At 71.6% G+C, this 10,390-nt stretch carries 12 protein-coding genes and 4 pseudogenes; 8 read left to right on the top strand and 8 right to left on the bottom strand.

From position 1 onward, the window contains the following. Window positions 1-237: 237 nt before the first annotated feature. From SNE206_RS37240 to SNE206_RS37230, 3 genes and pseudogenes are all read right to left on the bottom strand, one after another. A pseudogene (locus SNE206_RS37240) lies at window positions 238-430 on the bottom strand (transposase); the annotation flags it as partial. A 262-nt stretch (window positions 431-692) separates the two neighbouring features. Beyond that, complete coding sequence (locus SNE206_RS37235; RefSeq protein ID WP_407918018.1) at window positions 693-1,592, bottom strand: endonuclease/exonuclease/phosphatase family protein; 900 nt, start codon at window positions 1,590-1,592, stop codon at window positions 693-695. A 113-nt stretch (window positions 1,593-1,705) separates the two neighbouring features. Next, window positions 1,706-2,116, bottom strand: coding sequence for a hypothetical protein (locus tag SNE206_RS37230; protein WP_407918017.1), 411 nt, complete (start codon window positions 2,114-2,116; stop codon window positions 1,706-1,708). A 186-nt stretch (window positions 2,117-2,302) separates the two neighbouring features. On the opposite strand from SNE206_RS37230, the gene SNE206_RS37225 reads away from it, so the two are divergent. From SNE206_RS37225 to SNE206_RS37205, 5 genes and pseudogenes are all read left to right on the top strand, one after another. Continuing rightward, window positions 2,303-3,007, top strand: coding sequence for a hypothetical protein (locus SNE206_RS37225; RefSeq protein ID WP_407918016.1), 705 nt, complete (start codon window positions 2,303-2,305; stop codon window positions 3,005-3,007). A gap of 221 nt (window positions 3,008-3,228) precedes the next feature. Next, window positions 3,229-3,627 carry a hypothetical protein gene (locus tag SNE206_RS37220; protein WP_407918015.1) on the top strand — a complete coding sequence of 133 codons (399 nt, stop codon included), beginning with the start codon at window positions 3,229-3,231 and terminating at the stop codon, window positions 3,625-3,627. A gap of 193 nt (window positions 3,628-3,820) precedes the next feature. Beyond that, window positions 3,821-4,354 (top strand): SigE family RNA polymerase sigma factor, encoded by a 534-nt coding sequence (locus SNE206_RS37215; RefSeq protein WP_407918014.1) that lies wholly within the window; start codon window positions 3,821-3,823, stop codon window positions 4,352-4,354. Then, window positions 4,347-5,090, top strand: a complete 744-nt coding sequence (locus SNE206_RS37210; RefSeq protein WP_407918013.1) for a L,D-transpeptidase — start codon at window positions 4,347-4,349, stop codon at window positions 5,088-5,090. Before SNE206_RS37215 ends, SNE206_RS37210 begins: the two co-directional genes overlap by 8 nt. Before the next feature lie 219 nt (window positions 5,091-5,309). Continuing rightward, a pseudogene (locus SNE206_RS37205) lies at window positions 5,310-5,462 on the top strand (IS630 family transposase); the annotation flags it as partial. A 50-nt stretch (window positions 5,463-5,512) separates the two neighbouring features. Here SNE206_RS37205 and SNE206_RS37200 read toward each other — a convergent pair. After that, a complete protein-coding gene (locus tag SNE206_RS37200) occupies window positions 5,513-5,980 on the bottom strand; it encodes an NADAR family protein (protein ID WP_407918012.1) in 468 nt (155 codons plus the stop codon). Between the two features lie 171 nt (window positions 5,981-6,151). On the opposite strand from SNE206_RS37200, the pseudogene SNE206_RS37195 reads away from it, so the two are divergent. Both SNE206_RS37195 and SNE206_RS37190 read left to right on the top strand, forming a co-directional pair. Further along, window positions 6,152-6,496 (top strand): annotated as a pseudogene (locus SNE206_RS37195) (DUF6928 family protein); the annotation flags it as partial. 22 nt (window positions 6,497-6,518) lie between these two features. Continuing rightward, entirely contained in the window at window positions 6,519-6,638 is a 120-nt protein-coding gene (locus SNE206_RS37190) for a DUF6928 family protein (protein WP_407918019.1), read from the top strand. Window positions 6,639-7,078: 440 nt separating this feature from the next. On the opposite strand, the gene SNE206_RS37185 is transcribed toward SNE206_RS37190, so the two are convergent. Both SNE206_RS37185 and SNE206_RS37180 read right to left on the bottom strand, forming a co-directional pair. Continuing rightward, a complete protein-coding gene (locus SNE206_RS37185) occupies window positions 7,079-7,783 on the bottom strand; it encodes a response regulator (protein ID WP_407918011.1) in 705 nt (234 codons plus the stop codon). Beyond that, window positions 7,780-8,377: pseudogene (locus tag SNE206_RS37180) on the bottom strand (sensor histidine kinase); the annotation flags it as partial. The pseudogene SNE206_RS37180 and the gene SNE206_RS37185, both read right to left, overlap by 4 nt. On the opposite strand from SNE206_RS37180, the gene SNE206_RS37175 reads away from it, so the two are divergent. Next, on the top strand, window positions 8,337-8,543 hold the full coding sequence (locus tag SNE206_RS37175; RefSeq protein ID WP_407918020.1) for a hypothetical protein: 207 nt from the start codon (window positions 8,337-8,339) through the stop codon (window positions 8,541-8,543). The pseudogene SNE206_RS37180 and the gene SNE206_RS37175 overlap by 41 nt on opposite strands. 282 nt (window positions 8,544-8,825) lie before the next feature. On the opposite strand, the gene SNE206_RS37170 is transcribed toward SNE206_RS37175, so the two are convergent. Together SNE206_RS37170 and SNE206_RS37165 are read right to left on the bottom strand one after the other, a co-directional pair. Then, window positions 8,826-9,023, bottom strand: coding sequence for a hypothetical protein (locus SNE206_RS37170; RefSeq protein WP_407918010.1), 198 nt, complete (start codon window positions 9,021-9,023; stop codon window positions 8,826-8,828). A gap of 81 nt (window positions 9,024-9,104) precedes the next feature. Next, window positions 9,105-10,334 carry a sensor histidine kinase gene (locus tag SNE206_RS37165; protein WP_407918009.1) on the bottom strand — a complete coding sequence of 410 codons (1,230 nt, stop codon included), beginning with the start codon at window positions 10,332-10,334 and terminating at the stop codon, window positions 9,105-9,107. Window positions 10,335-10,390 lie beyond the last annotated feature (56 nt).

Raw genomic sequence — 10,390 nt, 5'->3', positions numbered from 1 at the left:
AACAGGGCTCCCGGGTTGAAGCGTTGGCGAGTGAGATCACCAGTGCAACAGCCGGGAGCCCTGTTGCGTCACGCCCCACTTCCTCAATCCTGTCGTCACCCTCGCAGCTCAGGATGAGAAGGGCTCAGTGATCACGCTATTTGCTCTTGGCTTATGTCTGGGGGTGCCATTCCACGATGACCACGGTGGCGTCGTCCTGCAGGTCGTGGTCGCAGTGGGCTCGCAGGGCGTGCATGAGAAGGAGTGCACGGTGGCGCGGGGAGGGAAGTCGACGGGCAGTGCCCGCCACTTGCATCCGTTGTCGACCATGTACCGGATGGCGTCCACGATCACCCGGCGGCAGTGCTTCTCCGGACGACCGCCCCCGGCACCGGTGCCATGCCGGCAACGGCAGCAGCGGCTCGGTGGCCTGCCACTCCGCGTCGCTCATGTCGGAGGGATACCGCCGCGGCCGGGCCGTTCGGTCGGCCCCACGACCGAAACGGCACGCCGGACATCAACATCCCGGCATCGGGTCGGAGTCGGCAATGACGGACCGGGCAGGGCAGAACGACACACAGGACTCCTGGGAGCGCGGACGGCGTGGACAACCACCGCATCCACCAGGAGCCCTGCTGTGCTGTCCGGCGATCGAGCCAGTCCCACAAGCCGGTCGACCGCCACTTGCCCGTCACCGGTTCTCGATCGGCCGGTCAGAGGGGGAGGTCCACGGCCAGGGGGCGGTGGTCGGAGAGTGGGAGGCGAAGGTAGTGGGGGGTGTGGGGATCGGAGTGGGGGATTCCGGAGGCGAGGATGTGGTCGAGTTGGAGTCGGGGGCGGTGGGCGGGGAAGGTGCGGGCGCGGGCCAGGTCGCGCCAGCGGGCAGGGCTGGTCGGGGAATTGGGTGTGAGTAGGTCGGCGGCGCGCAGGACGGTGGCGGGTATCGCGCCGCCGAGGTTGAAGTCGCCGAGGAGGAGGTGCGGCCGTGGCAGGTCGGAGATCCACCGGTGGATGGCGAGGAGCTGGCGGATGTTGGGCCCGGGGAAGAAGGAGAGGTGCAGGGCGACGGCGGTGAACGGGCCGCGCCGGCCCTGGAGGACGGCGGCGAGGGCGGAGCGCGGCCGGTCGCGGATCACGGTGAGGCCGGGCCGTCCGCGCAGGCGCAGCGGGACGGCGAGGGGCGGGGCGGTGAAGCGGCGGGCGTGCCAGGCGAGGACGGGCAGACGCGTCATCAGGGCGACGCCGTGCGAGGGGGATTCGCCGTCGTGGCCGGTGCCGGGTGGCCCGTACACGCGCATGCCGGGTTCGGACGGGTCGGGAACCCATGTCCGGCCGGGGGCGGCGAGGGCGTGCAGAGCCGAGGTGTAGCGCCAGTCGGTGGCACCGGCGGCCTCGGCGACGGCGCGGGCCTGGTCGACGCGGCCGGTGCGGTCCTGGAAGCGGTCGAGTTCCTGGAGGGCCAGCACGTCGGCGTCCAGAGCGGTGACGGCGTCGAGCAGGGGGCGCATGCCGAAGGGTTCGGAGCCGGCGGACACGGGACGCCCGTCGGAGTGGAGCGGCCGCCCGTGCAGGACGTTGAAGGTCGCGAGGCGTACGAGCGCGCTGTCGTTCACGGCCCGACCGTACACCGACCGTCCTTGGCCCGGAGGCCCGGAAGGCGAGCGAGGCGTTCCGGGCCTCCGGGCCAAGGACGGTCGGGCATGGGTGGCCGGGCGGTGACAGCCTGTCAGGAGAGCCCGGAGGAACGCGCCGGAGCCAGGCCGGGGGGCGGTGGCGGATGCGCCGGGGCCCGGTCGGGTCGGCAGGTGAGGCCGCGGGCGGGCAGGATGCCGGTGGGGAGGAAACGGTCGGTGGCGGTGACCGCGAAGGATGGTGTGGACGCGTCGATTCCGAGCGCGGCCGGCAGCTCCTGCTGCTCCTGGTCGAGCTCGGGGAAGCCGGCCCGCTGTGCCACGACCCGGCGGCCGAGCTGCTCGTCCTCGAACACGGTCTCCGCCGGCAGGGCGGGCCGGTCGACGCGGCCGTCGGCCTCCAGCCGGCCAGAGGGTGGTCCTGGACTCCGGTACGCCGTGGTGTGCTCGTCGGGCAGTACCCGGTCGGGGCGAAGCGGCCGGCCGGCTTCGTCCTCCGGAGCCACCTGGGAAAGTCAGATCGGAAATCCGCCTGATCCTGGTAAGAGGTCTCCCACCCGGGCGATGCCGGAGCCGCCCTCTCGGGTCGGGCCGGCTCCCGGTGATACGGGGGCGAGCTACTCTGCCGCCCGGAACCGGCACAGCAGTCCGGTGCCGGCAGCAGGCGTCAAGTGAACGGAGCCAACATATCCATGGTGAATCCCGCAGTGGAGCGACTGTCCGCCCTGCTGGTACCGCCGACGGACCCTGCGGGGCGCCCCTCCGACTGGGGGCAGGTCGCCGAGAGCTGGAACACGGGCTTCCCCGGTGACTACCGTGACTTCCTGACCGTCTGCGGGGCCGGGGCGATCGACGACTACATGGTGGTCGCGACCGTCCTCGGCAGCGGTCCCGACCTCCGCGAGAGCACGATCAGCGGCCTCACCGATGTAGCGCGGTCCCTGCACCAGGAGCACACCGACCGGCGCCAGTCGGTATGGCCACAGGCCGGCGGACTGGTCTGCTGGGGAGCGACGGTCGACTGCGGCGTCCTCCACTGGGACACCACCGACCCCGATTCCGACCGGTGGCCCGTCGTGGTCCGCGACCGCGGGGGCGACTTCACGCGCTTCGACTTCGGCATGGCCGAGTTCGTCCTCCGGATACTCGGCCCGTCCGGCCAATGCCCGCTGGAAAGCCCCAGGCTCCACGGCGCGCCGAACTCCCGTTTCCTGAACAGGGCCGACGAGAAGCGGATCGAAGCATCCGGCGGCGACCCGTGGGAGTACCTGGAGGAACTCTTCGAAGCCAACGAAGCCGACGCAGCCGACGCAGAAGACGGCCTCCTGATCATCCATCACCCGGACAGCAGCGCGGAGGCGATCCCTGGCGGAACACCTCCCAGCCGGTGCGACTGAACACTGCTCCGCCGGCCGGGCCGCCGACAGCCCGGCCTGCCGGTCGAGCCGAGGGCCGAGGTAGTCCTCGCCGTACGCGTCCCCGGCGCGCTCGTCGGGATCCCGATGGCCGAACACCCGCCGGTGGTCGGGCAGAGGCTCGCCCGTGTCGATGCAGGGGGCACGACGTACGGCCCGCTGCCGGGTGGCGTCCCACGGCTTTGGAAGACGACGATCTGCACATGGTCCCCACCGACCGCGGCCACCTGGCCACGGTTGTGGAGGACCTGCAGGCGCTGCCCGGCGGTACGGACCCGGACCGCCGGCGGACGCTGACCCGCTGGGTCGGCATCGGCCTGCCGGCCCTGGGCGGCTACCGCGACGCCCGCACGTTCCTGCAGCAGGCCCTCGACCTCGCCGAAGCAGCCCTCGACCTGCGGGCCGAGGTCGACGGACACACCGGATGGCAGGGCGGACGTTCACCGTGGTCGACATCATGGAGCTATGCGTCCACCGGTGTGCGGGCCGCTCGAAGATGCAGCTCGCCGCCTGGCTCGGGAGCGGACCGCAGGACGGTCAGGAAGTACCCGGGGCCGGCGGAGGCGGCCGGGATCACCCCCGGGCGGCCCGCCGATGAGTGAAGTGGACCGGGCAGAGCTGATCAAGAGCTGGTTCCTGGCAGGCCGGCTGGTCGGCCCGTTGCTGGCGCTGCCGTTCCGTGCTGCGCGCTCCCGCTGACTCCGCTGCCGGATCCGGTGCAACCCGGTGCGCGTGCTGTGCGTGGGGTTGGTGGATGCAGGGGCGTCCGATCGAGAAGACGGAGTGGCACACGGGATGACCGACGAGGAGTACAGCGCGTTCTACAAGTCCTCGTTCTCCCTACTGGTACGGCAGTTGTACGCCATGACGGGGGAATTCAGCGAGGCGCAGGACGCGGTCCAGGAGGCTTTCGTCCGGGGCTGGGAGAGACGCGCCCGGTTCTCGTCCGACGACGGCCCGCCCGAGGCCTGGATCCGTACGGTCGCCTGGCGCCTGGCGGTCAGCCGGTGGCGGCGGGCCCGCCGCGGCCGGGCGCTGGAGCGACAGCGCGTACAGGCGCTGCCGCAGGAGGCGTCCGGTCCGGGTCCGGAGCACACCGCCCTGGTGGCGGCCCTGCGCAGGCTTCCGGCGGCGCAGCGGCAGGCAATCGTGCTCTTCCACCTGTGCGATCTGAGTCTCCAGCAGATAGCCGAGGAGACCGGGGCGGCGGCCGGCACGATCAAGGCCCGTCTCTTCCGGGGGCGCGCCGCGCTCGCGGAGCACCTGCGCGACGAGCCGGAGGCGGGGAGCGCCCTCCGGCATTCGGAAAGGATGAACAACTGTGCCTGAGCTGGAGGACCACCCGCGCTCCGAACATGAGGACAGGATCTCCTCGTCGCTGCGCGGCCTGTATCGGGAGGCGCCGGTGGCGCTGCCGCTGCCGTACGACACCGTGCGCCGCCGGGGTATGGGCCGGCGGCGCAGGCGGCGGGCGGCGGCGGGAGCAGTGGCCGTGGCGGTGTGCGCGGTCGGCCTGCTGAGCTCGGGTGCCGTCTGGCCGGGGCGTCAGCAAGGGGCCGCCGCACCGGCGACCGCCGGGCCCACGCCTGCGCCGAGTACCGGCACGAGCGCCCCGCTGCCGTCGAGGGATGTGGCCGGCTATGTGGACCTGACCGAACACACGGTCCGGGTCCGGTCCGGCACCACCATCCTTCGGACGCTGCCCGCGACTGCGGGGCGTCCCGACTTCCCCACCCCGACGGGCACCATGAAGGTGGCGGACAAGCAGGCCTCGCCCCACATGAGCAGCAGCACCGGTCCGACGGTGCAGCCGTCCGGTGGGGGCGAGTACGAGCCGACGCTGTCCTGGTGCGTGCGGCTGATCGCCGGGGACGGCCGCTCGACGTACGTCTGCGGCATGAACTGGTACGGGCCGGACATCCTGGGTCACGAGAACCGCACCTTCGGGGCGGTCGGGCTGAACACCGAGGACGCCCGCTGGTTCTTCGACCACGTGCAGGTCGGCGACCCCGTCAGCGTGGTGAACCCGGATCGGTCCGCGCCCGGTGGCACCGGACCCGGCTAGCGTCTCCGCGCGACGGGTCAGCACGTCCCTCCGGTCACGGCGGCTCGCTCGCAGGTCGAACCCGTGATCGCCCTCAAGGCACATGCGACACGCGAGGTGGACCTGCACGGGGCCGGGGCAGGCCGACAGCACCGACCTCGGCTCGGGCGCTGTGCACCAAACCGAGGGGGGTGGGGAATCACGTGACGTTTGCCCTGGGGAATCACGTGACCGTCGACAACCCGCGAACTGCACCGCTACCTGCGCCGGCGCAACGCCGATGCCCGCCACCCGGACGTCCTGGCGGTCAAGCGCCGCGAACGCGCCCGCATCCGCATCCGCAGCGAGAAGGGCATCCGCCGGGGCGGACGTTTCGGCGCCGCTGCAGCCTGACCGCCCCGCCCGTCCCCGGGTGCCGGTATGGGCATCACTTCTCGGGTGCGCTACTCGAAGTGATCGTGACCTCCTTGGGCTTCGGTGCGGAGCTGATTGCGGGTGCGCATCAGGATCCGGCCGAGCATGTTCTTGCCGGTTCCGGTCCTGCCGCGGCCCCAGTAGTGGTCGGTGCCGGTGTCCTCGACGATCTCCTCGTCGGCGGTGGACAACAGGATGCCGCGGATGTCCGCATGCGCACGGAACTTGGCCGCCACGGCACGACGCATCACGTCGTCCTTGACACGCTCCCAGTCCCGCCGCAACGGTCTGGACGGGTCACGGCCCAACTCGGCCGCACGCAGCGGCGTGCGAGCTCGACGGATGAGATCGGCATGGCGGGTGCCGATGAACTTCTGGGCCTGGAAGCAGTGCTCCGAGGTCGGCCACACGTGCCCGTCGAGTTCCAGGTCGTGGGCGGAGAAGTTGGAGAAACAGCCGTAAGGGACTTCGTCCGCGCCGTAGAAGTAGATCGTCATCCAAGCCTCGTCGCAGTTGCGGGAGCCCGTACGGTCCCAGGCCCCGGGCCGCACCTGCAACCGGTTTCGCTCGCCCCTCACGGCCTTCGGCTCATCCCACCGCTGCGGGTGCCGGCATCGCCAACCCGGTGGACGTCGTCGGTCACAGCGCCAGCCTTTCAGGACAACGGGATGCGTTGTACCTGGAGGGGGGAAGCCGTGGGGTTCAATGCCGGCCTGCTGGTGTACGCCGACGGCGACGTGGCCGCCTGCCTGCGGCAGGCAGGCGCGTCCGAACTCGGTCGGACCATCGCCATGACGAGGCGCCTCACTCCGGGCCGGACGGTGGAGCCGACGGCTCCTGTCAGCCTCTGGCAGGGGATGTGTCCGCCCTTCGGGCACGCCTGCGCGGCGCGCTTCCCCGATACCGACATCGTGTGCGACCAGCGGCTGATTCCCGAGCTGTCGTCCGCACTGTCGGCCGAACTCGTTGCCGCGGGCGCTGGCCGACGCCTCGTGCTGCACGCCATGAACAGCGCCGTCGACTGGTCCGCCTTCGCTGTCCGGGAGGACGGGCGGCTCGTTCGCTCGCTCGCTAAGCCTGTGCCCCGACGACGGATTCATCGAGAACATCGGCGAGCCGCTCCCCTTCGAAGCCCCCTACTGGGCCGCTGATTGAGGCCTGCGCGCTCAAGGCGAGGGTGCCGGTGCGCAGCAGGTCCGCGCCGTGGCCGACGATGCCGCGCAGGCTGGTTCCGACCGCGGCGAGCGCGAACACCGCGGCGCCGCCGCGTGGCAGGCTCGTCCGGCCGGTGCTGGCCGGCCACAGCATCGCCGCCCACACCGGGGCTGTGCCGAGGCCGGAGGCGGCGGCTCCGGCCACCGACACCCGGGCGCTCTGCATCGCGGCTCGCCGTGAAGCCGCATCCAGCCGTCGGCCGACTTGCTCGTACGTGTCGAGCAGGAACTCGCCCATGGTGTCGGAGCGGACCTGGCCGGCGTTGCGCTTGAGGTGGATGTACCGGCGTGGGTTCGCCGTGATCCGGCGGTCGCCGATCGTGGCCCGGTTCGCCAGGAGGTGCACCCGGGCGGCGCGCTCCGAAGCGGCATCGTGTCCCATCAGGTCCGCGTCTGCTCGGTGGACTGCTGGGCCGCCTCGTCCGCGCCGACGCTGACCAGCCCTGTTTCGTAGGCGACGATGACGGCCTGGACACGGTCGCGGAGGCCGAGCTTGGCGAGGATGCGGGCGACGTGCGTCTTGACGGTCGCCTCGGCCAGGTGGAGGCGGGTGGCGAGTTCGGCGTTGCTCAGTCCTCGGGCGAGCAGGCCGAGGACCTCCAGTTCACGTGGGGTGAGTGAGGCGAGGTTGCGGTGGAGGGAGGCGGTGTCGCTGCCGCGCCGGGTGAACCGCTGCACGAGGCGGCGGGTGATGGCGGGCGCGAGGAGGGCGTCGCCGGTACGGACCGTGCGGACGGCCGCGGTCAGTTGCTCGGGGGTGACGTCCTTGAGGAGGAAGCCGCTGGCCCCGGCGGACAGTGCCGCATAGACGTACCGGTCGAGGTCGAAGGTGGTCAGGATGATGACGCGGGGTTTGTCGGGGGGACCGGTGAGGATCCGGCGGGTGGCCTCCAGGCCGTCCATCTCGGGCATCCGGACGTCCATCAGGATCACGTCGGGACGTGTACGGCGGACCGCTTCGACCGCTTCGGCCCCGTTGGTCGCCTCGGCGACGACATCGATGCCGTCCGCCCTGAGGATCAACCGGAATCCGGTGCGGACCAGGGTCTGGTCGTCGGCGAGGAGGACTCGCAGCGGCTCGGTCACGGTGCCTCCAGGGGGATCAGGGCCTCCACACGGTAACCGCCGGTCAGACGCCGGCCCGTGTCCAGGATTCCGCCGTAGACGGCGAGGCGCTCGCGCAGGCCGATCAGGCCACGGCCGCTTCCGGCGCCCGCGCCCGGGTGCCCGCCGGTGTCGGTGACTTCCACCCGGAGCCGTTCCGGGCCGTATTCGACGGTGACGGCGGCGGTGGCGCCGGACGCGTGCTTCACGGTATCGGTCAGGGCTTCCTGGACCACGCGGTAGGCGGCGAGTTCGACTCCGGGCGGGAGGGGCCGGGGTGGGCCGGTCACGGTCAGGTCGACGGGCAGTCCGGTGTCCCGGACTCGTCCGACCAGCTTTTCCAGCTGGTCCAGGCCGGGTTGCGGGGCCGGCACCGCCGCCGTGTGGGCGAGGTCTGCACCTTCGTCCGTCCCCTCTTCCTCGTCCGTCATGGTGAGCAGCCCCATGACGTGGCGCAGCTCGGTCATGGCCGCCCGCCCGCCCGCCGGCCTCGACGGCGAGCAGTGCCTCGCAGGCCTCCTCGGGGGAGGTCTTCATGATCTTGCGGGCGGCGCCCGCCTGGATGATCATCACGCTCGACAGCGTGGGACTCCGCCTTCCCGGTTCCGTCATCGCCGTCCACCACGGAGCCGAACTGTTCCCGCTCGCACTCGGTGGCCTGCTCATCGCCACCCTGGGTGCGCTCCTGCCCGCCGGCTGGGCCGCCAGGGCCCGGACCGCCACGGCCCTGCGCACCGAATAGGAGGTCGAGTTCAGAGCTCGTGCCTCCGACCCCCACCGCAAGGAGCGGTGGGGGTCGGTCGGTTCGGCCGTCATCAAGGCGGTGAGCGGGCCGCACACCCGCCCGCACCACATCCGTCATGCCGCGCCCCTGCCCCGCCTCCTCCCGTGCACGCCCCGGCCCCGGCACACACGACCGGACCCGGCCCGTCGTCAGGACAGCCCTGCGACCGGAGAACCCCGCTCCGGCACCCTGCCCTCCGCTCCGGCCGTCCCGCCCGGCCTGGCAGCGCTTCACGCGGCTTCACGCGGCTTCACGCGGCTGCGCACGGCTGCGCACGGCGAGGGCGGCGAGGCCGAGGAGGACGGGTCCGCCGATGGGGGAGGTCATGTCGACGGCGGTGCCGGGGAGGGTGAGGTTCCGGCCGCCGGAGCGGAAGACGACGAAGTCGACGACGGCCGGAGCGGCTTTCTCCGCCCGCCCGGTGACCCGCTCTTTCATGCCCGCCCCGCCACCAGCACCTACGTGCGAGGCATCACCCACCCGGGACAGCCGAACGCCGATCGCTTCACCACCACGCTCTCACTGTGCTTGAAAGCTTCCGGGAAGGCTGAGCTGCACCTCGAAACCGCCTTCGGGACGAGGCCCGGCGCTCACTGTCCCCTGATAAATCCTGGCGCGTTCCCGCATACCGATCAGGCCGTGCCCGACAGGCGCGCCGGAGTCGACCGAAGCCGGGCGTGTGCCGTTGTCGGTGACTCGCACCGAGACCGACTGCGCCTCGTAGCGGATACCGACCGTGACGCTCGCCGGAGCGGCGTGCTTGAGCACGTTGGTCAGCGCCTCCTGGATCACCCGGTACGCGCACAGGTCCATTCCCGCCCGAAGCCGGAAGGGGGTGCCCTCGACCTGCAGCTCGACCGGAACGCCCGCCGCCCTTACCCGCGACAGCAGTTCGTCCAATCGGTCGAGACCCGGGGCAGGCGCGAATCCGGCCGCCTCCCGCCCGTCATTCCCTGCATCCGGTTCTGCCGGGTCGGGCGTCTCCCGCAGCAGGACGAGCAGCCGCCGTAGCTCTTCGAGGGCCTCCCTGCTGGTAGCGGCGATCGTACCCAGCGCTTCCCGGGCGGTCTCCGGGTCGGCTGCGAACACGTAGGACGCCATGCCCGCATGGAGCGACACCACGGACATGTGATGCGCCACCACATCGTGCAGCTCACGCGCGATCCGGACCCGTTCCTCGGTCACCGCCTGCCGAGCCCGGGCCTCCTGCTCCGCACGCAGACGGTGTGTCATCGCCGCCAGTCGGCGGCTGCGTTCGGCAGCGATCCCAGCGGTACGCCCGAGCAGGACCACGCCCGCCGGAAACGCAATCGCCTGAACGACCACTGCGTCCATCGACGCGTAATCCGCCGAGTACAACAGCCCTGTCAGTACCCAGGCCGCGGCAACCGCAGCCGCACAGGCGCCCGTGGTCCGAGGCCGGCAGGCCGCGGCGACCGAGTACAACGCCAGCAGTGCAGACGGAGAATTGACGACGGGCCAGTACCCGGCGGCGATGTACACCAGCCACAGGACAACCACGCTGCACAGCACAGGCGCCGGGAAGATGCGTCGCGCGACGAGCGCTCCGCTGATCAGGAGGGTGAGCAGCGCACCCCGGCCGTCCAGCGAGTGCCAGGCACCTGGCTGAGCCTCCTGGCCTATGACCAGAGCTGCAATCGCGTACGCCGCGGCGAGCAGCGAGTCGACCACCAGCGGCTGACGCAGGCTCTGCACGAGGCTGCCGGAGGGTCTCGGTTCGAGGTGCACCGGCGCAGACTACGCCCGGTGCACCGGCGCTCCAAGAGGCCGGCGCGTGAGGCCGG

Source organism: Kitasatospora sp. NE20-6, from assembly GCF_045862635.1.
The sequence above is the reverse complement of the archived record's forward strand: the minus strand, read 5'-3'. Positions and strand labels throughout refer to the sequence as shown.

Excerpts from the sequence above, each read along its gene's own strand:
- SNE206_RS37225 (WP_407918016.1), top strand. The coding sequence starts at position 2,303 with ATGGTGAATCCCGCAGTGGAGCGACTGTCCGCCCTGCTGGTACCGCCG.
- SNE206_RS37220 (WP_407918015.1), top strand. The coding sequence starts at position 3,229 with ATGGTCCCCACCGACCGCGGCCACCTGGCCACGGTTGTGGAGGACCTG.
- SNE206_RS37215 (WP_407918014.1), top strand. The coding sequence starts at position 3,821 with ATGACCGACGAGGAGTACAGCGCGTTCTACAAGTCCTCGTTCTCCCTA.
- SNE206_RS37200 (WP_407918012.1), bottom strand. The coding sequence starts at position 5,980 with ATGACGATCTACTTCTACGGCGCGGACGAAGTCCCTTACGGCTGTTTC.
- SNE206_RS37175 (WP_407918020.1), top strand. The coding sequence starts at position 8,337 with ATGATCTTGCGGGCGGCGCCCGCCTGGATGATCATCACGCTCGACAGC.
- SNE206_RS37170 (WP_407918010.1), bottom strand. The coding sequence starts at position 9,023 with ATGAAAGAGCGGGTCACCGGGCGGGCGGAGAAAGCCGCTCCGGCCGTC.